We start from the raw sequence: 20,045 nt of genomic DNA on the forward strand, positions 1-20,045 counted from the left end.
CTGAGAATCATCTCCAGGGGTGCCGCCGCACGGTGGAGCTAGAAGCCAAGTTTTACCAGTTGCTTGGGGTCCCGCTGCCAGTCCTTGGCAATTTTCACGTGCAGGTCCAGATAAATCCGCGTACCCAGCAGTGCTTCGATGGCCACGCGTGCATTGGTGCCGACTTCCCGGAGCCGGGCGCCGCCCTTGCCAATAATGATGGCCTTCTGCGAGGACCGCTCAACGTACAGATTTACCCTGACGTCCAGCAGCGGATTGTCATCCGGACGCCCCTCACGCGGAACGATCTCGTCCACCACCACGGCCAGCGAGTGGGGAAGCTCATCCCGTACGCCTTCCAGGGCAGCCTCACGGATGAGCTCGGCAACCATGACGGCCTCAGGCTCGTCGGTCAGCTCCCCGTCCGGGTAAAGCGGCGGAGACGACGGCATGTAGCCGGCAAGCACTTCGGCCACAGTGTCCACCTGGAAACCGTCAGCGGCGGATACGGGCACCACGTCAGCCCATCCTGCTTCGCCCAGGACCTCGTTGCCCAGTGCGGTAACGGACATCAGCTGCTTGGCCAGGGCGGCCCGGTCCACCAGGTCCGTCTTGGTGACCAATGCCACGACGGGCTTATTCTTCAGCGCCGCCAGCTGCTTGGCAATGTAGCGGTCACCCGGACCCACGGCTTCGTTGGCCGGCAGGCAGAACCCAATGGCATCCACTTCGGCCAAGGTGTCCGCCACGAGGTCATTCAGGCGCTTGCCCAGCAGCGTGCGGGGGCGGTGCAGGCCGGGGGTGTCCACCAGGATCAGCTGGGAATGCTCGCGGTGCACAATGCCGCGGATCGTGTGGCGGGTGGTCTGCGGCTTCGCCGAAGTGATGGCAACCTTCTGGCCCACCAGGGCATTGGTCAGGGTGGACTTGCCGGCATTGGGCCGGCCCACCAGGGAGACAAAGCCGGCGCGGAACTGTGGATCAGTCATTACGTGGTACCAATTCTGTTGAGGAGACGCGGGATGAGGCCCTGCCGTCGTCGGAATGTGTTTCTGGATCGGCGTCGTCGGGCTGTTTCCAGGCGATGATGTGGGACACCCGGTTGCGGCGCCCTTCCAGGCGCTCGGCGTGCAGGACAATGCCGTCAACCACCACTTCGCTGCCCACAATGGGCACGCGGCCCAGCGCCTTGGCCAGCAGACCTCCCACGGTGTCCACTTCATCGTCCTCGAGGTCGACGTCGAACAGCTCGCCGAGGTCATCGATGCCGGCACGGGAGCTCACGCGGTAGCGGCCGCCGCCGAGGTTTTCAATTTCAGGCCGTTCGGAATCATACTCGTCCACGATCTCGCCCACGATTTCTTCAATCAGGTCCTCGAGCGTGACCAGGCCGGCGGTGCCGCCGTACTCATCGATAACCACCGCCACATGGGTGGACTCACGCTGCAGCTCCTGCAGCAGTTCGCTGACCGCCTTGGACTCCGGTACGTAGCGGACGCCGCGGGCAAAATCCTCTACGCGGTGCTGCCCCGGCTCCCCCGAGCCGGAATGCATCTGCGCCGCCACATCCTTGAGATAGAGGATGCCCACAATCTGATCTGCGCTGTCCTCGATCACCGGTACGCGGGAGTACCCCGAGCGCAGGAACAGTGACATGGCCTGGCGCAGGGTGGAACCGGCCTCAATGCACACCATGTCGGTGCGCGGCACCATCACCGAACGGACCTTGGTGTCACCGAGTTCGAAGACCGAATGGATCAGCTCCGCTTCGGTGTTCTCGATCATGTCCGCCTCCGAGGCGCGGTCCAGCAGCTCGCGGAACTCCTCTTCGGTGAAGAACGCGGCGTCCGGTCCCTGTGTGCCGGGAGCAACGGCGGTGCCCAGCCGTACGAGCCATCCGGGAACCGGGCCCAGGACAACCCGGAGGAAACGCACCAGCCCGGCGGTAAGGACAACGACGGCGGTAACGTGCTTGCGGCCGATCTGGCGGGGAGAGACTCCCACCAGAACAAAACCGATGGCTGCCATGACCACGGTGGCCAGCAGCCCTGCCAGCCAGATGTTGTCCAGGAGCATCTGGAACAGGGTGGCCACCGTGACAGCGGTGGCCATTTCGAACCAGACGCGCCAGAACCGGAGCGCATGCATGTGCGCCACCGGGTGCTGCAGGATCCGGCGCAGCGGTTTGCCCGCCTTGCCCTGCAGCAGTGCTTCGGCTTCATGCCGCGGAAGGTATCCGTAGGCGGATTCCGCGGCAGTGAGCAAGCCGGCCAGGACCATGAAGGCCACGGCCATGAAAATCAGCAGGGCAACGCTCAACTGCGCGTCTCCTTCGGAGCCTCACGGCCCAGATAGGAGGACAAAAGCTCACGCTGGAGGCCGAACATTTCCTTTTCCTCTTCGGGTTCCGCATGGTCGTACCCGAGCAGGTGCAGCACACCGTGAGTGGTCAGCAGCAGCAGCTCTTCCTGCATGCCGTGGCCTGCTGTTTTTGCCTGCACGGCGGCTACCTGCGGGCACAGCACAATGTCGCCCAGAACCCCGGCAGGTGTCGGACGTCCCGGAACCCCGGGACGCAGCTCATCCATGGGGAAGGACAGCACGTCGGTGGCGCCGGGAATGTCCATCCACTCGATGTGCAGCTTCTCCATGGCTTCCTCGTCCACCAGGATGATGGACAGGTCCGCTTCCGGATGCACGTACAGGCTTTCCAGGAGGTAACGTCCCAGCCGGGACAGTTCCTCTTCGTCCACCTCGACGGCGGATTCGTTGTTGACTTCGATGCTCACTTGGCCGGACCCCGTCCTGCTGCGGCTCCGCGGGCAGGGCCCGCTGACGACGCGCGCCGGGATTCGTCCCATTCGCTGTAAGCGGTGACAATGCTGCTCACGAGGGAATGCCGGACTACGTCCGAGGCATGCAGTTCCGAGAACGCAACGTCATCAATGTCGCCGAGGATGTCGTGGACGATGCGCAGTCCGGAGGCAGTGCCGCCGGGCAGGTCCACCTGGGTCACGTCTCCCGTTACCACCATCTTGGAGCCGAAGCCCAGGCGGGTCAGGAACATCTTCATCTGCTCCGGCGTGGTGTTCTGGGCTTCATCCAAAATGATGAAGGCATCATTGAGCGTGCGTCCGCGCATATAGGCCAGGGGTGCAACTTCAATGGTTCCGGCAGCCATCAGCCGGGGAATGGAATCCGGGTCCATCATGTCGTGCAGGGCGTCATACAGGGGACGCAGGTACGGATCGATCTTGTCGCTCAGCGTTCCGGGCAGGAAGCCAAGCCGTTCGCCGGCTTCGACAGCCGGGCGGGTCAGGATAATCCTGTTGACTTCCTTCTGCTGCAGCGCCTGCACGGCCTTTGCCATGGCCAGGTAAGTTTTGCCGGTGCCCGCCGGTCCGATTCCAAACACAATGGTGTTTTCATCAATCGCGTCCACATAGTTCTTTTGGTTCAGCGTCTTGGGACGGATGGTGCGGCCGCGGGTGGAGAGGATGTTCTGCGTCAGGACTTCCGCCGGGCGCTGGGCGCTCTGGTCCCGGAGCATGGTGATCAACTGCTCCAGCAACTGGGGCGTGACCTTGGTCTGGCTCCGTGCCAGGATCCGAACTTCGTTGACGAGACGGAGGGTCAGTTCAACAACAGCAGCGGGTCCCGAGATGGAAAGCTCGTTGCCGCGGACGTGAAGATTGGCCTCCGGGTAAGCGGACTCAATGATCTTGAGCGCCTCGTCGTTGGCACCCAGAGACTGGACCATGTGTTCCGTGGAATCAAAGATGATGGTCTGGCGATCCAGTCCGATGGTGCCAATTCCTGAGGATTCAGTCATATATTCGGCCTTCCCAGGCCTTTCATCGCCCCTTTTGAAGAGTGAGTTGTTTGTGCTTGGTGTGGTGCCCCGGCCTAACAAGTTATGGGACCGGCAATCGGGAGCTCGGCAAGTTAAGACAGGCACTTCAATATTACTTGATACCACGGCTCACCGTCTGCTCCAGCCGGTGAGCCGTTTTGTCCGCCTGTGCCGGATGCGGCCGCGGCGGGCGGCCGACAACACGGTTGGTGCTCCGGACGCCGGGTCTCAATCGGGTCTCAGTCCGGTCGCAGGACGGTTAAGAGCGCAAATCCGGCCTTTCGCATGTGCCAAGCTGGGGATGACCGTTCAGCGAAAGGAGGACAGAAAATTGCATGAAGCACCGCAACGGCGCCTGCCGCACCGCCGGATCGCCCTGGGCCTGCTCGCAGCATCTTCACTCCTCCTCAGTGGCTGCGGCGTAGTCGCAGCCACCCCCACCACCTCCATGCCTACGCCCTTTGATGAGGCTGCAGGTTCCGTGTCCGCCCCGCTGAGCGTTACGGCTCCTTCGGAAGGAAAGCCGGCGCCGGGACGGCTTCCGGTCTACTGGCTCGGAGTGAACGGTTCAAATGTTCACCTCTACCGGGAGTTCCAGCCCAGCGAAACGAGCGGTGATCCGATAGTCGAGGCTGTAGTTGCCATGACGTCCGACAAACCGGCTGATCCGGATTACTTCAATCCCTGGAGCAAAGCCGGCAGCGTCACAGCCTCAATATCCGGCAAGAACGTGATCACGGTTGATATCTCCTCGGACGCTTTCAAGACTTCCCTCGATGCCGGCATGGCGCACCGCGCCGTCCAGCAGCTCGTGTATACGGCAACCGCTGCGGCTTCAAACGCCGGGCTTACCACGGTGAAGTATGAGCCCTCAGTGGTGCTTCTGGTGGACGGCAAAGCAGGTTACCGGGCATTCGGGCATGAGCGCCTGGAAGGGCAGCTCCAGCGGGATGCTTCACTGATGGCCCCGATCTGGATCATTGATCCGCAGCAGGGGGACGGAACCGGCCCTTCGCTGCGGGTTCACGGAACCGCAGTGTCGGAAGGCGGCCAGGTGTCCTGGCGTGTCGAGCCGATTGTTGACGGCCGGCCCGCCGAGGATGCCGTCCAGACCGGTTATGCCGAACTGGAGGCACCCACCGGCGGCACATCCCTCTACAGTTTCAGCGTTGATCTGGCGCCGGGCGAATACAGCGTAAGCGTTTTCCACGGGGCTGAACGGGCCGATGAGGACTCCAAACGCGTCACCGTGTATTCCGACGTGAATTAGCCCGGCTTTACCAGCGGCCGAGCGCATAATTCAGGACGGCCAGCGCCGCCGGACCTGCGGTGGATGAACGAAGAACGTGCTGCCCCAACCGGACCGCCACGGCCCCTTCGGAACGCAGGAGCTCAACTTCAGCGCCGCTGATTCCCCCTTCGGGTCCCACCACCACGGCAATGCTCAGCGGCCGGCCGCCGCAGCGGCGCCGTGCCTGCTCCACCGCCGGTACCAGCGCGCCGTCGGCCTCTTCATGAAGCACAAGCACCAGGTCCACATCCGCCAGCCTGCGCACCAGCGCCTTGGTATCGAGCATTTCTTCGGCTACCGGGATCTGGGACCGGCGGGACTGCTTGGCCGCCGCCGTGAGGATGCCCTGCCACTTCAATTGCCCCTTGGCGGCTTTGTCGGCACGCCAGCGCACGATGCTCCGCTCGGACTGCCACGGAATCACCGCCTGCACGCCCAGCTCGGTGGCTGCCTCAACGGCCTGCTCGTCCCGGCCTCCCTTGGCGAGGGCCTGAACCAGCACCAGCGTATCTGCCGCTTCGTTTTCCTCGGTGACGGACTCCACCGCAACCTCCAGCCGGGACGGCCCGGCAGCGGCAACCGTACCCGTGAGCCGGCGTCCGGACCCGTCCACGATATCCACCGGTTCCCCGGGCGCCAGGCGTTTCACGGCAACTGCGTGGTGGGCTTCAGCCCCTTCGAGGACAAAAAGGGAACCGGCCCCGGCGGCCCGGACGGCATCCGGGTCACCGAAGAAGATCGGGTTGGTCATGTCAGTGGTTGCCCAGGCGGTCCCGCAGCCGGGCAAAGACGCCGGTGCCGCTGCCGGCCAGACGACCCTCGGCATATTCCTCACCGCGCAGCTGCGCCAGCTTGCGCAGCAGTTCTTCCTGCTCCGCATCCAGCTTCTGCGGGGTTTCCACGTGCAGGTGGACCAGCAGGTCTCCCCTGCCGTAGCCGCGCAGATGGGTCACGCCAAGTCCCTTGAGGGTGGTGACTTCCCCGGACTGAGTGCCGGCCTTAACCGCAATCTCCCGGTCGCCGTCGAACGTCTCGAAGTTGATGGAGGACCCAAGCGCCGCCGCCGTCATGGGCACGGTCAGCGTGGCGTGCAGGTCATCGCCTTCGCGGACAAAGGTAGGATCGGCATTTACCCGGATTTCCACGTACAGGTCGCCCTGGGGTCCGCCGGCCGTACCGGCTTCGCCCTGTCCGCCCAGCTGGATGCGGGTGCCGGTGGCTACACCGGCGGGAATCTTGATGTTCAGGGTACGGCGGCTGCGCACGCGGCCTTCGCCGGCGCACTCGTGGCACGGGTCCGGGATAACGGTTCCGTAGCCCTGGCAGGACCCGCACGGCGCGCTGGTCATAACCTGGCCGAGAATGGAGCGCACGGCACGCTGTACCTGGCCGGATCCGTGGCAAATGTCGCAGGTCCGGGGTGAGGTTCCCGGCTGGCAGCAGCTTCCGTCGCAGGTGGGGCAGGTGACCGCGGTGTCGACCTCGATCTTCTTGTTGGTGCCGAAGACGGCATCCTTCAGATCGATGCGCACATTGATGAGCGCATCCTGGCCGCGGCGCGTCCGTGAAGCCGGTCCCCGGCCGCCGCCTCCGCCGCCGCCAAAGAAGGTGTCGAAGATGTCCTGGAAGCCGAAGTTCTGGCCGCCGAAGCCGGCGCCGCCGCCAAAGCCGTTGTCGTTGCCGTTCTCGTTGCCGGTGGTGTCATAGATGCGGCGTTTCTGCGGGTCCGCGAGCACCTCATAGGCGTGGGTGACGGCTTTGAACTCGTCCTGCGCTCCGGGAGCAGAGTTAACGTCCGGGTGGAGCTTGCGGGCAAGCTTCCGGTACGCCTTCTTGATTTCTTCGCCCGTGGCGTCGCGTCCGACACCCAGGACCTGGTAGTGATCGCTCACTCGTGCACATCGCTTCCTGTAATTGGCAGTATCCGCGTTGTTACCGCGCCGCCCTCCGTCCGGAGGCGTCCACCGGCTGCTGTCGCCCGCGGGCGGCGGCAACCGGCGTAATGCTGCTGTATTCGTCTAACGTTTTTTAGTTGTTCAGTATTCGGGAAAGATAACGGGCCACGGCGCGCACTGTGGCCATGGTGTTGGGGTAGTCCATGCGGGTTGGTCCGAGCACCCCCACCTTTGCCGAAGAATCGGGTCCGTAACCGGTGGCTACGACTGATGCCTCTGAAAGGGATCCATGCGGGTTCTCCCGTCCAATCCGCACCGAGACACCTCTGGCGTCCTGCTCCATTTCGGACAACAACCGAAGCATGACGACTTGTTCCTCAAGTGCCTCCAGGATGGGGCCTATCGTCAGGGGAAAGTCTACTGTGGAACGGGCCAGATTGGCGGTGCCGGCCATGACCATGCGGTCTTCCCGGTTGATTCCGGCCAGCTGCTCCAGACAGTGCGCCAGCGCCGCGGCGTTCCGCCTCTTCGGGGCAGGAACCTGGACGAGGCAGTCGGCCAGTTGTCCGGTTATCCGGGTCAGCGGCGTGCCGCTGAGTGCGGACAGGAAATGCTGCCGCAGCTCCAGCAGGTCCGGCTCGGTCACCTGGTCCGGAACCGTGATGACACGCTGCTCCACCCGTCCGGTGGTGGAAATCAGGACCACCAGCACCTGGGCCGGCGCCAGCAGGACAAATTCGATGTGGCGGACCTTGGCGTTGCCGAGATGCGGATACTGCACCACAGCCACCTGGTTGGTTAGCTGCGAGAGCAGCCGGACGGTCCGTTCCATGACGTCATCGAGATCCTCTGCACCCTCCAGCAGGGTCTGGATAGCTTTGCGCTCTGCGGCGGACAGCGGTTTGACGTCTGATATCCGGTCCACGAAAAGGCGGTAACCCTTGTCGGTGGGGATGCGTCCGGCGGAAGTGTGAGGTGCGACAATCAGGCCCTCTTCTTCAAGGGCCGCCATGTCATTTCGAATGGTGGCGCTGGACACTCCCAGCTGGTGGCGTTCCACCAGTGCTTTGGATCCAACGGGTTCGCGCGAATGCACGTAATCCTCAACAATGGCCCGGAGCACCTCGAGTCTGCGTGGCTCACTCATGGTTTTCCCTCCCTTGCTGATGTCCTGCCGGTGCTGATGTCCTGACAGCGGTGCCGAACAGGCATGCGGATTGGCGCCGGGCTGGTTAGCACTCACCCTGCCCAAGTGCTAAGTCTAATACGGATCGGCGGCGTTGCTAGCATTGAGGAGCCCGTGCCCGCACGTGCCGAATCCGCGCAGGAACCAACCGCAATCAGAGTGAGGGATACACCCGTGTCGAATTTTTCGTGGGGCCCGCAGGACATTAGCGCCCCGGCCCGGCGGGTATTGCCCAAAGTCGGCGCCGAGATCGGGCTCGTGCTTGAAGACGTGCACAGCGGCTGGGTTGGTGCCGTGGTGCGCGTCGAGAAGTCCGGCGGCCTGCATCTGATGGTCCTGGAGGACCGGCGCGGCAAGACGAAGTCCTTCGAGCTGGGGTTCGGATTCCTTTTGGACGGGGAGCCCGTCGAGGTGGTTCCGGCTGTCAAGGCTGCGGCCCCGGTGTCCCGGCGGACGGCGTCGGGCTCTGTCCGGGTGGACAACGTCCGGGCGCGCACCGCGAGGGCCAGCCGCATCTGGGTGGAGGGAAAGCACGACGCGGAACTGGTGGAAAAGGTGTGGGGTGATGATCTGCGCGTGGAGGGCATCGTCGTCGAGCCCCTGCACGGCGTGGATGATCTTGCCTCCGCTGTAAAGGATTTCAGCCCGGGCCCCGGACGCCGGCTGGGCATCCTGGTGGACCATCTGGTGTCCGGGTCCAAGGAGTCACGGATAGCTGCCGAAGCCATGGCCGTTCCGGGCGCCCGCGGGAACGTGCTGATTGTGGGCCATCCGTACGTGGACGTGTGGCAGGCCATCAAGCCGCAGACCATCGGCCTGGCAGCCTGGCCCGTGGTGCCCCGCCACGAGGACTGGAAAACGGGCATTCTGAAAGGCCTGGGCTGGCCGCACCGGGACCACACCGATGTTGCCATGGGCTGGAAGAAACTGCTGGGCAGCGTCAATTCATATGCCGATTTGGAGCCGTCGCTGCTGGGGCGGGTGGAGGAAGTTATCGACTTCCTGACCGTCCCTTAGCGGCTCCACCGCCGTGCCGTTGCGGGCTGGAGCTCCTCCAGCCAGTAACCTAGATGAGATATGCAGCAGCCGGACGGCCCCAGTCCGCACCGCCGCACCGGGCCAGGCGTCCAGAGTCAAAAGGAAACAGCAGTGTCGAACATCCGTCAAAATGACCAGCACCGCCCCGACGACCGGGGTCCGGCCCAGCGTCCCCCCTATCAGGGCGCACCGGCCAACGCGCTGCCCCTCACCGCTTCCGAGGACCGCCAGTGGGCAACCATGGCGCACTTCGGCGGCATTCTGGGCTTCATCCCCTCGATGATCATCTACCTGGTATTCCGCGACCGCGGCCCGTTCACGGCGCAGGAATCCAAGGAAGCGCTTAACTTCACGCTTCCTCCCACCATCATCGCCATGGTCGCCTGGCTGCTGTCCTTCATTCCGGTGATCGGCTGGGTCTTCGCCATCCTGAATGCCCTGCTGTGGGTTGCCATCGCGGTTTCCTCAGTGGTCGCCGGCATTGAATGCAACCGCGGACGGCCTTACCGCTACCCGCTGAACCTGCGCCGCATCCAGTAAGGCCGGGACTGGATCAGCCCGGCGGCGGACCTCAGTCCGGCAATAGGACCTAGTCCGGCAGCAGGCGGCGGACGACGGCGTCCGCCAGCAGGCGGCCCTTGGTCGTCAGCAGCACGCGGCCGGTCAGGGCGGCCTTCGCGTCCACCAAACCGTCGGCCATCAAACCCGCCACGGCGAGCCGGCCCGAATCCTTGAGCCGGGACAGTTCCAGGCCTTCAGCCAGGCGGGTGCGCAGCATGACGTCTTCCACGTACCGGGTTTCGGCATCCAGGGTTTCGCGCCCGACGGCGGGTGACTCCCCCGCGGCAATCCGCTGGGCGTAGGCGGTGGGATGCTTGGCGTTCCACCAGCGCACGCCGCCGGCGTGAGAATGGGCGCCCGGGCCGATGCCCCACCAGTCGTCGCTGCGCCAGTAGGCCAGGTTGTGCCGGCACTGGTCCGCGGGTGTACGCGCCCAGTTGCTGACCTCGTACCAGGACAGTCCGGCCGCCGTCATCAGCTCGTCGGCCACGAGGTATTTGTCCGCGTGGTCGTCGTCGTCGATCGGCGGCACTTCACCGCGGCGCATGCGTGCGGCCAGTTTCGTGCCCTCTTCGATGATGAGGGCGTAGGCGGAGATGTGGTCCGGCTCGTAGCTCAGCGCCTCGTTGACCGAAACCTTCCAGTCCTCCAGGGACTCCCCCGGCGTGCCGTAAATCAGGTCAACGCTCACGTTCAGTCCGGCGTCGCGCGCCCACTTCACTGCCTCCGGAACGCGCGACGGCGTGTGGGTGCGGTCCAGCACTGCCAGCACGTGCGGCACGGCGGACTGCATGCCGAAAGACACGCGGGTGAACCCGGCGTCAGCCAGCAGCTGGAGGGACTGCGGGGTCACCGAGTCCGGGTTGGCTTCCGTGGTGACCTCCGCGCCCGGTTCCAGCCCCCAGGCATCAATGGCCGTCTTCAGGATGCCCGTCAGGTCCTCCGCGGGCAGGAGCGTGGGCGTACCGCCGCCAAAGAACACCGTCTTCAGCGGGCGGTGCGGCAGTCCGGAGGCAGTGAGTGCGCGCGCAGCGAACCGGACTTCCTGCTCCGCAGTGCCGCCGTAGGCTGCCTGCGAGGCACCGCCGCCCAGCTCCGTGGCGGTATAGGTGTTGAAGTCGCAGTAGCCGCAGCGGACGGAACAGAACGGGATGTGGACATACAGACCAAAATTCCGGTCCGCCGCTCCGTCCGCTGCCTGGGCGGGCAGGAGACCGTCGGCGGGTGCCGGGTCTCCGAGGGGTAGTGCGCTGGGTGTCACTTCTTGGCTTTGTCCTTGGACTCGTCGGAGGAAAGTGCTGCCACGAAGGCTTCCTGCGGAACTTCCACGCGGCCCACCATCTTCATGCGCTTCTTGCCTTCCTTCTGCTTTTCCAGCAGCTTGCGCTTACGGCTGATGTCACCGCCGTAGCACTTGGCGAGCACGTCCTTGCGGATGGCGCGGATGGATTCGCGGGCAATGATCCGGGAGCCGATGGCAGCCTGGATGGGGACCTCGAACTGCTGGCGCGGAATGAGCTCGCGCAGCTTGCCGGTCATCATCACGCCGTAGGAGTAGGCCTTGTCCTTGTGCGTGATGGAGCTGAAGGCGTCCACCTGTTCGCCCTGGAGCAGGATGTCCACCTTGACCAGGTCGGCCACCTGTTCGCCGTCGGCCTTCCAGTCCAGCGAGGCGTAGCCGCGGGTCTTGGACTTGAGGATGTCGAAGAAGTCGAACACGATCTCGGCCAGCGGGAGGCGGTACCGGATTTCCACCCGGTCCTCGGAGAGGTAATCCATGCCGCCCAGGACGCCGCGGCGGGCCTGGCACAGTTCCATGATGGCGCCGACAAATTCGTTGGGGGCCAGGATCGTGGCCGATACCATCGGCTCGCGGACCTCTTTGATCTTGCCTTCGGGGTACTCGCTGGGGTTGGTGACGGTGACGACCTTCTTGTCCTCGAGCGTCACCTCGTACTCCACGTTGGGCGCAGTGGAGATCAGGTCCAGGTTGTACTCGCGTTCGAGCCGTTCACGCGTGATTTCCAGGTGCAGCAGGCCCAGGAAGCCCACGCGGAAGCCGAAGCCCAGCGCCGCCGATGTCTCGGGTTCGTAGACCAGCGCGGCATCGTTGAGCATCAGCTTTTCCAGCGCGTCGCGCAGCACCGGATAGTCGGCGCCGTCGATCGGGTACAGCCCGGAGAACACCATGGGCTTGGGATCGGCGTAACCGGGCAGCGATTCAGCGGCAGGCTTAGCCAGGTTGGTGACGGTGTCGCCAACCTTGGACAGCCGCACGTCCTTCACGCCCGTGATCAGGTAGCCCACCTCGCCGACGCCCAGCCCCTTGGACGGGGTGGGTTCCGGCGAGCTGACACCGATTTCGAGGAGTTCATGGCTGGCCCGGGTGGACATCATCTGGATGCGTTCACGCGGAGACAGCGAGCCGTCGATCACTCGGACATAGGTGACCACGCCGCGGTAGGTGTCATAGACGGAGTCGAAGATCATGGCACGGGCGGGAGCATTGGGGTCACCCTGCGGTGCCGGAATCTCGCGGACGATCTGGTCCAGCAGGGCTTCGACGCCAACACCGGTCTTGCCGGAGACCCTCAGGACGTCCGCCGGATCGCCGCCGATCAGCTTTGCCAGTTCCTCGGCGTACTTTTCCGGCTGCGCTGCCGGGAGGTCAATCTTGTTGAGGACCGGAATGATGGTGAGGTCGTTTTCCATGGCCAGGTACAGGTTCGCGAGGGTCTGGGCCTCGATGCCCTGGGCAGCGTCCACCAGCAGCACGGCGCCTTCGCACGCGGCCAGGGAACGGGATACCTCGTACGTGAAGTCCACGTGGCCGGGGGTGTCGATCATGTTCAGCGCGTAGGACTCGCCGTCGACCTCCCACGGCATGCGCACGGCCTGCGACTTGATGGTGATGCCGCGTTCGCGCTCAATGTCCATGCGGTCCAGGTACTGGGCCTTCATGTTCCGGTGCTCGACGACGCCGGTGGACTGGAGCATGCGGTCGGCCAGGGTGGACTTGCCGTGGTCGATGTGGGCGATGATGCAGAAGTTTCTGATGATCGCCGGATCCGTCGCGGCAGGCACCGGTGAGAAGCGGGCCATAGGTGACACTGTGGCGGTTCCTTTACTGTTCACAGGACTTCACGGCGGCTGCGGCGCAGGCCGCGTGCCGGAACCGGACAAGGCGCGGTTCATCGTTTTTCCTGGTGGTTTAACTGCTGAATTAACAGTCTCCCACGAATGCCAGCCCGCGCTGGAACCGCAGAACGTAATAGCGTGGGCTCATGTCCTTCTCCAACCGCTCCCTTCTTTCCCTGGCCCGCTCGGCCATCCGCCTGCTGACGCGCCCCTCAGCGGGTACCGGAACCGCGACCAAGCCGGGCCGTTCCAACCCCGGTTCGTCCAACACCCGAAACAAGACCGCCGCTCCGAAGCCGGCAGTGAAGAAGTCGCCGGCCCGAAAACCGGCAGCGAAGAAATCCCCAGCACCGAAACCGGCGTCCAACTCATCTGCCTACCCGGGCGACTACCGGGGCAAGGTCACTCCCGTCTACTCCCCGTCGCCGGATGGATCCCCCGATCCGGGCGAAGTGGTGTGGGCATGGGTTCCCTATGAGGACGACTATTCCCAGGGCAAGGACCGTCCGGTGCTGTTGATCGGCCGCACCGGCTCGCGGCTGCTCGCCCTGATGATGACCACCCGGGACCGCAACAACGGCCGGGAGTCCGATCCGGACTACGTGGATGTTGGCACCGGACCCTGGGACAGCCAGGGCCGGCCGAGCGAAGTCAAGCTGGACCGCGTGCTGCAGCTGGATCCGGCTGCGGTAAGGCGGCAGGGATCGATTATGTCCGCCGCAGCGTTTCAGCGCGTCGCCTCACGCTTTACTGCCCGGAACTGATTGCCCGTACCCCGCGGAGCCGGGCCGCGCACCGGGGGAAAACCCCGCCGTCGGCCGCTTGTCCCCGCCAATGGGCCTTCGGGCCCAAGTTCTGCTAACATTTATTGCTGTGTGTCCGCGCAGGTCGACGGGCACTTCAGTTCAGGCGCCATTACGGTATCCCCACGCCGCTCAGTCAATGTCTGGGCTGAAATTCCCTCACCGACCAAGTCCGCAATACAAAGAGAGTTTATATAAGTGGCCAATATTAAGTCCCAGAAGAAGCGCATCCTCACCAACGAGAAGGCGCGCATGCGTAACAACTCGGTGAAGTCCGAGCTGAAGACCGCAATCCGCTCCGTTGACGCTGCCCTGAAGGCCAGCGACAAGGATGCAGCAGTCGCAGCAGTGGCCACTGCCAGCCGCAAGCTGGACAAGGCTGTCAGCAAGGGTGTTATCCACAAGAACAATGCTGCCAACCGCAAGTCGGCCATCTCCAAGAAGGTCAACGCGCTCTAAGGCGTTGTTCTTGCATTAGTCTTATCGGTCTGGCCGGTCCCTTCGGGGGCCGGCCAGACTGATTTAAGCGGCGGGCCTTAGCCAGTGGCAGGGGTCCCGGCTTTCGCCGGGGCAGGTCAGCGTCCGGCGGCAGCGAGCGAGATGACTGTCACGGCGTGTTCGACGGCGTATACCGGATCGCGTCCGGCCCCCTTGACCTGTGCATCAGCTTCAGCCAGCACCTGAACGGCTTTGATGAGGGATTCCTGCGACCAGTGCTGGGCGTCGCGCCGCGCCTGGTCCACCTGCCACGGCGCCATGCCCAGTTCCTTCGCCATGGACGCCGAGGAGCCGCGCAGGTTCGCCACCTTGGCCACGGCCCGCACCTTCATGGCCAGCGCGCCCACCAGGGGAACGGGATCGACGCCGGTATCCAGGGCGTGGCGCAGCATGGACAGTGCCTGTCCCCCGCGTCCGGCCAGCGCTGCATCGGCCACCTTGAAGGCAGTGGCCTCCACCCGGCCGCCGTAGTACTTCTCCACGAGTTCTTCGCTGATCTCGCCGGATGCGTCGTTGATCAACTGCCGGCAGGCTGCCGCCAGATCCGCCAGTTTGGAGCCCACTGCGGCAACCAGGGCGCGGGAGGCTGCCGGGTCGATCCGCCGTCGGGCGGCTTTGAATTCCTGGGCCACAAAGTCCAGCTTCTCGGCGTCCTTCTTGAACGGCTGGCACTCCACCACCGGAGCTCCGGCGGCCTTGACCGCATCCAGGAGTTTCTTGCCGCGGTTGCCGCCCCCGTGGCTGAGCACCAGCACCGTGTCGGGCGCGGTGTCCGTGAGATACGCGAGCGTGTCGGTCAGGAACTCATCGTTCATGGCGGCAAGATTCGAGGCCTCGATGAGTTTGGCCTCACCGAAGAGCGACGGGCTCGAATGCAGCATCAGTTCACCGGCGGCATAGGTTGCCGCGTCCAGGCGAACGATTTCCGTGTCCGGCTGGTCCTGGCGCAGGGTAGCGCGGATCCGCTCCATGGCGCGGCCGGCCAGATAATCCTCAGGGCCGCTGAGCAGCACCACCGGAGCGGGTTCCACCTCACGCCAGGAGACAATCTTTCCCGCAGACTTGCCGGTGGACTTCGCGGCACTGCGCTTACTGGACGGAACGGCCGGATTCACAGTGAACAAACTCCTGGGATGGGAACAATCGGAAATGACGTTTGGGAACACTCCAACATTACCTGCCAGCTCCCGCCGGCACCTTTAGGGCTGAGTCGCTGCAACGACTCAACGCCCGTCCAAGCGATCCCATGTCAACGACGATCCGTCCGTCTCCAGACTGATGGAGCCAAGTTCATCTGTTCGCACGACGGCGGTTCCTGACCGTTGCAGAACTTCCAAAATTTCCGCTGCCGGATGACCGTACTCATTGTCGGCGCCAACGGAGATCAGTGCCAGGCGCGGATTCAGTTCCTCGATCAGCCCGGTACCGCCGTTGCGGGCTCCGTGGTGGGGTACTTTCAGGACGTCCACTCCGGCATCGCGCAGCCAGGCATGCCGGGACAGCAGGGCACCGGATGCATCCTCCTCAATATCCCCGGTAAGCAGCATTGTGAAACCGGGTCCCTCCGGCACGTCCCGTCCAGGTTCCACCGTCGGCCCCACTGTCATCAGGATCACGGAGCTCGCGTCGTTTTCACTAGCCTGTCTACCCCGGGCGGGTGGCCACAGCACTTCCCATTCCACGGCGCCGGCTTGAGAGGTCATGCCCTCGGCCATCCGGGTCAGTTCGGCTCCGGAGTCTGCGAGCAGTGTCCGCAGGGGGTCGGGAAGATCCGCTTCAGCCGTCGAATAGGCGACGTGGTTCACCTCCCTGCCCCGCAGCACACCTTCGGCTCCTCCGTAGTGGTCCAAATGGGCATGGGACAGGATGAAAAGGTCCACGGTTTCCACCTGCAACCGCTTCAAGCAGTTATCCATGGAATCCGGATCGGGTCCGGCGTCGATCACCACGGCACGATGTGCTGCCGTCCTCACGACCAGTCCGTCGCCCTGACCCACATCACAGGCAGCGGCCATCCATTCAGTGGGCGCAGGTCCTGGGCGCAGCTGGGTCCAAACGGCGGCAGCGCCGGCTGGTAGTAGCAACAGTGCTGCAGCAAGGGCCAGGTGTCGGCTGGTGCGGACAGGGGCAGAGCGGACCGGTGCAGAACGGGCCGATGCAGAGCGGGCCGGCTGCATTGACTCCGGCGACGACCCAAAGCGCCACAGGTGCCAGACACCGGTGCCGGCAGCCAGCACCATCAGGATCACGCCCGCAACGCCGGATGGCCACGGCACCAGCGAACCGGGAAGCCCGTCAAAGAAGCGGGCCACGCCTGCCGTCCAGGCCGCACCTGCACCGGAAATCAGCACGAACGGTCCGGCCGCAACCGGTACCGTGGCCGCTACAACGGCACCCAGCATTCCGACCACCGTCACCAGCGGCACGACGGGCGCCACGGCTACATTCGCAGGCAGGGAAAACGCCGGAACCTGCGGCTGCAGGAGCACCAGAACCGGTGAACAAAAAAACTGTGCCGCCATCGGCACGGCCAGGGCGGCTGCCAGCGGCCAGGGAAGCCGTCTGGCCAATAGTTCCGTCAACCGCGGGCCCAACAGGATCAACCCGGATGTTGCCAGCACCGAGAGGATGAAGGCGTAGCTTCCGCTGAGCCAAGGATCCACCGCCAGCAGGACCGTAATGGAAAGGCAGAGCAGAGCTGCCGGCAGCTTTCCCCGTCCGGACAAGACGGCGATGGTCCCCAGGCTACCCATGACCGCAGCTCTCAGGACACTGGCATCCGGGCGTACCACCAGCACAAAGCCCAGCAGCGCCGCTACTCCGGCCGCGGCGGCCCAGCCCCGCGGCAGTCTGACAGCCCGCGCCATCAGAAAAACGAACGCCAATAAGTACCCGCAGTTGGCTCCTGAAACAGCTGTGATATGAGTGAGTCCGGTGTTTTTCATGGCTGTTTCCAGCGCGTCGTCCAGCGTGCTGCGGTCCCCCAGGACCATCCCGGGCAAGAGACCTGCTGCGTCCCTGCCCGTAAGTCCGGCGTGTTCAGCTGCCACAGCTGAGAAGCTTCGGCGTATACGTGCCGTTTCGCCGTACCACCCGTCGGCGGCTTCCACCTCAGGCTGGCCGTTTGCGTACAGCAGGGCCACTGAACGCTCACCGGGATCCGTGGCCTGCAGCGATCCGGCCGCAGCGAAGTGGTCTCCGAGCTGAATGTCCGAGTAGCCGCTGCCGCCGATCACCAAGACTGTTGCGGCAGCGGAGAACCTTTGACCGCCGCTGGTGGCCTGCTGAAGTACTGCCTCGGTGATGTACCGGGAATCGCCGCTGAAGCGATCGGCCGCCACGGCCCGGGCATCCGTGGACGCACGAAACTCGCCGGTGACCGTCCTGCCTTCGGAGATGACTGCAGCGATGGGCCCGGCCGTCCGTTCCGCGGTCAGGGCGCCGGCGCAAACACAGACCAGCGCGGCAGCAGCGGCCGGAACCGCAACTGCCCGGACGAACATCCCGCTGCGGCTATGAAGCCTGCTTTCCTGGCTTGAAGTCCGGCGGCTTCCTGTCCGCCGCAGTGCCGGGACCAGGACCAGAAGGATGATCGATACCAGAGCCAGGATCGCCCCGAGCACTCTTGCTTCATGGCCAGGGAGGCGTACTGCGAGGAACGCCGCCGCCCAGGCCGCGGCGGCTACCGGCACCAGCCGGAACTCCAGCAGGGGATGGATTCGTGCATCAGCAGGCCTTTCCGGCACCAGGGCACGAATCCGCTGGGCAACCCTGCTGACACCGGGACGGAAGTGGCCGCGCGAAACCATCGCAGGAACCCGAGGGGCCTCAGGGGGCCACGGACCGGGAGGCTCCGGTGCATCCGTGCCGGGAGGCTGGACGTCCCCCCGAAGCGCGGCGGCCGTGTACCGGTGCCAGCCGCTGACCCGAACCCTCCGGCCCTCGTGGAAACCATCCACGCCCTGCACCCGGAGCACGTCGTCACTGGACTCTGGCTCGTCGGCGGAGCCTTTGCCATCCATCATGAAGCCGCTGTCAGACGGTAATGAGCAGCAGCAGAGCGGCCATCATGGCTTCACCAATGCCGGGAACCGCATCCAGATCCTCAGGCCGGGAGAAGCTGCCGTGCTCCTCGCGCCAATCAATGATCCGCTGTGCAATCACGGGTCCAACCCGGGGCAGGGAATCAAGTTCCTGCAATGAGGCGGAGTTGATGTTGACCAAAGCTCCTGAACTGTCTGCTCCCGCGGTGCCGCCTGGTCCGCCGGCACCGGTTCCACCGGCGCCCGGCCCGCTTTCCGGCGCACCCGCCCCATCGATGCCCGACACCGGCGGCGGAGTTCCCGCGTTTTCTCCAATGCGGGGAACAACCACCATCATTCCGTCCTGCAGTGGAGCCGCCAGGTTCACCGCGGCAAGATCGGCGTCGGTTGTCGTTCCTCCCGCGGCATCCACTGCATCGCCAGCCCTGCTGCCGGAAGGAACACGCACCACTCCGGGACGGCTGACCGCGCCGGCGACATGGATGACCAGAACAGACGGAACAGCGGTTGGCTCTGCCGTCCCCGTTCCCGGCGCTGGTTCGCCGGCAGAGCCGGTTACATCGGGTGTTGGAGTCGGCTCTGGCCCATTTTCATTGCCTGCGGCAGTCGCGGACTCCGGGCGCGGGGTGGAGTTCGCCTCTCCCGCAGCGAGCTCAACGCTGCCGGCCTCCGTATCCGTACCGCCTACCCGGAGTACGGAGAGACCTGCCGTCAGGCCGATCAGCAGACAAACGGCAAGGACAGCGCCCCGAAGGGACATCAGCCAGCGGCGCCGGGGTGCTTGCTGTGCGGTCGAGGGTGCCGTGTCCCAGCGGTGTTCTGCCATGGGACCCAAACTAGGCGCCGCCGGGACAGGCCGCTGCGAGATTACGGGCTGTGTGCAGAACATCTGCTGTTCCAGCTCGTCTGAGCACCTTGTGCAGGAAGATGAGCGGACTACCACGATTGGGTCACTGCCGAAATTCCGAAGATGGACCTCGGCAGGACGGACCAGCGGCCGGCGACTTGATGACAATCGATGACCCAACGGCACGGGTACCCTACCGACACATTGATCGGCACCCTTGCTGAGCCGAACCCGCTCAGGCTGCCGCCAGATGCGAACAAGGATCTGGGAAAACGAATACGCTTCGAAGGCGTCGTCGGCGAATTGTGGCGTCCGTTGCGGATTGAAGTGTCTGCAGACCGTACAGCACCGCTCAGAGTCGCCGTCGAGGACTTTTCGGGGAACGACAAATTCCGACAAAGAAAGCAGCACCCGCTTCGAAATCCGGGGCGGAATCGAGCAGCGCATCAAGCTGTTCCGCTTCGAAAGGCACAGTTTAAAGCGTGCCTTTGGGGCTCTGCACGTCTTCTGTGTCGCGGTACCACCACAATCCTGACCGCTCGCGAGAAGTGACATACGCGTCGGTCAGGAATTCATGGAATGAGAGACACCGGGAACTGAGATGGGACACGCCAGGAGAGCCTGTCTCGTTATCCGTGTCCGATTGCCAAGGCGAAGCTCGGAAGGCGTCGCGTTCAGGATACGTAGCCGATGCCGGGGAAGCGGGCGAGGATTGCATCGGCTGGGATGTTGTATCTAGTGCGGAACTCCTGGGAGCGGCTGCCCCCGGGCCCAGGTACAGGGGGGGCTCAGGCTTGTCCGGCGCCTTGCCGGTGCCCGCGGGCTTTTCCGGGGCATCCGTCGCTCTGCCCGGGGCCCATTCGTCCAGGCCCTTCAGGGGGCGTCCGATGAGCAGCAGCGTTGCAGGGGACGC

The 20,045-nt window shown here is 64.5% G+C and carries 17 protein-coding genes; 5 read left to right on the top strand and 12 right to left on the bottom strand.

Features of this window, described 5'->3' with window-relative positions; genetic code table 11:
* Positions 1-38 precede the first annotated feature (38 nt).
* From era to KG104_RS10365, 4 genes are read right to left on the bottom strand one after another with little or no spacing between them, the layout of a single operon-like run.
* A complete protein-coding gene (gene era / locus KG104_RS10350) occupies positions 39-968 on the bottom strand; it encodes a GTPase Era (protein ID WP_104054091.1) in 930 nt (309 codons plus the stop codon).
* On the bottom strand, positions 961-2,298 hold the full coding sequence (locus KG104_RS10355; protein WP_104054090.1) for a hemolysin family protein: 1,338 nt from the start codon (positions 2,296-2,298) through the stop codon (positions 961-963). Before KG104_RS10355 ends, era begins: the two co-directional genes overlap by 8 nt.
* The gene (ybeY, locus tag KG104_RS10360; RefSeq protein ID WP_104054089.1) at positions 2,295-2,768 is read right to left on the bottom strand and encodes an rRNA maturation RNase YbeY; all 474 of its coding nucleotides are present in this window, start codon (positions 2,766-2,768) and stop codon (positions 2,295-2,297) included. The genes KG104_RS10355 and ybeY overlap by 4 nt, the downstream gene beginning before the upstream one ends.
* Complete coding sequence (locus KG104_RS10365; RefSeq protein WP_104054088.1) at positions 2,765-3,811, bottom strand: PhoH family protein; 1,047 nt, start codon at positions 3,809-3,811, stop codon at positions 2,765-2,767. The genes ybeY and KG104_RS10365 overlap by 4 nt, the downstream gene beginning before the upstream one ends.
* A 352-nt stretch (positions 3,812-4,163) precedes the next feature.
* Between KG104_RS10365 and KG104_RS10370 the strand changes: the two genes are divergently transcribed.
* Positions 4,164-5,102, top strand: a complete 939-nt coding sequence (locus KG104_RS10370; protein WP_181032290.1) for a GerMN domain-containing protein — start codon at positions 4,164-4,166, stop codon at positions 5,100-5,102.
* Positions 5,103-5,109: 7 nt separating this feature from the next.
* Here KG104_RS10370 and KG104_RS10375 read toward each other — a convergent pair whose 3' ends face one another.
* The 3 genes from KG104_RS10375 to hrcA form a co-directional block, all read right to left on the bottom strand.
* Complete coding sequence (locus tag KG104_RS10375; RefSeq protein WP_207346963.1) at positions 5,110-5,874, bottom strand: 16S rRNA (uracil(1498)-N(3))-methyltransferase; 765 nt, start codon at positions 5,872-5,874, stop codon at positions 5,110-5,112.
* A gap of 1 nt (position 5,875) precedes the next feature.
* On the bottom strand, positions 5,876-7,015 hold the full coding sequence (dnaJ, locus tag KG104_RS10380; protein WP_104054085.1) for a molecular chaperone DnaJ: 1,140 nt from the start codon (positions 7,013-7,015) through the stop codon (positions 5,876-5,878).
* Between the two features lie 136 nt (positions 7,016-7,151).
* The gene (hrcA, locus tag KG104_RS10385) at positions 7,152-8,165 is read right to left on the bottom strand and encodes a heat-inducible transcriptional repressor HrcA (protein ID WP_104103747.1); all 1,014 of its coding nucleotides are present in this window, start codon (positions 8,163-8,165) and stop codon (positions 7,152-7,154) included.
* Positions 8,166-8,378: 213 nt separating this feature from the next.
* Here hrcA and KG104_RS10390 point away from each other — a divergent pair, with 213 nt between their 5' ends.
* Together KG104_RS10390 and KG104_RS10395 are read left to right on the top strand one after the other, a co-directional pair.
* Positions 8,379-9,221, top strand: coding sequence for a DUF3097 domain-containing protein (locus KG104_RS10390; protein ID WP_207346964.1), 843 nt, complete (start codon positions 8,379-8,381; stop codon positions 9,219-9,221).
* 141 nt (positions 9,222-9,362) lie between these two features.
* On the top strand, positions 9,363-9,782 hold the full coding sequence (locus tag KG104_RS10395) for a DUF4870 domain-containing protein (protein ID WP_237688717.1): 420 nt from the start codon (positions 9,363-9,365) through the stop codon (positions 9,780-9,782).
* Between the two features lie 49 nt (positions 9,783-9,831).
* Here the strand turns inward: KG104_RS10395 and hemW are convergent, their stop codons facing one another.
* Together hemW and lepA are read right to left on the bottom strand one after the other, a co-directional pair.
* A complete protein-coding gene (gene hemW, locus KG104_RS10400; protein ID WP_104161189.1) occupies positions 9,832-11,064 on the bottom strand; it encodes a radical SAM family heme chaperone HemW in 1,233 nt (410 codons plus the stop codon).
* On the bottom strand, positions 11,061-12,914 hold the full coding sequence (lepA, locus tag KG104_RS10405; protein WP_181032291.1) for a translation elongation factor 4: 1,854 nt from the start codon (positions 12,912-12,914) through the stop codon (positions 11,061-11,063). The genes hemW and lepA overlap by 4 nt, the downstream gene beginning before the upstream one ends.
* Positions 12,915-13,087: 173 nt before the next feature.
* Here lepA and KG104_RS10410 point away from each other — a divergent pair, with 173 nt between their 5' ends.
* Both KG104_RS10410 and rpsT read left to right on the top strand, forming a co-directional pair.
* Positions 13,088-13,705, top strand: coding sequence for a type II toxin-antitoxin system PemK/MazF family toxin (locus KG104_RS10410; RefSeq protein ID WP_207346966.1), 618 nt, complete (start codon positions 13,088-13,090; stop codon positions 13,703-13,705).
* Between the two features lie 237 nt (positions 13,706-13,942).
* Positions 13,943-14,203 (top strand): 30S ribosomal protein S20, encoded by a 261-nt coding sequence (gene rpsT, locus KG104_RS10415; RefSeq protein WP_104054078.1) that lies wholly within the window; start codon positions 13,943-13,945, stop codon positions 14,201-14,203.
* 116 nt (positions 14,204-14,319) lie between these two features.
* Here the strand turns inward: rpsT and holA are convergent, their stop codons facing one another.
* From holA to KG104_RS10430, 3 genes are all read right to left on the bottom strand, one after another.
* Positions 14,320-15,357, bottom strand: coding sequence for a DNA polymerase III subunit delta (gene holA, locus KG104_RS10420; protein ID WP_372434130.1), 1,038 nt, complete (start codon positions 15,355-15,357; stop codon positions 14,320-14,322).
* 108 nt (positions 15,358-15,465) lie between these two features.
* Positions 15,466-18,267: a ComEC/Rec2 family competence protein gene (locus tag KG104_RS10425; protein ID WP_207346967.1), complete on the bottom strand. Its 2,802-nt coding sequence runs from the start codon at positions 18,265-18,267 to the stop codon at positions 15,466-15,468.
* Between the two features lie 10 nt (positions 18,268-18,277).
* Positions 18,278-19,111, bottom strand: a complete 834-nt coding sequence (locus KG104_RS10430) for a helix-hairpin-helix domain-containing protein (protein ID WP_237685170.1) — start codon at positions 19,109-19,111, stop codon at positions 18,278-18,280.
* Positions 19,112-20,045 lie beyond the last annotated feature (934 nt).

Origin of the sequence: Arthrobacter sunyaminii (assembly GCF_018866305.1) — a bacterium.
GTDB lineage: Bacteria > Actinomycetota > Actinomycetes > Actinomycetales > Micrococcaceae > Arthrobacter_B > Arthrobacter_B sunyaminii.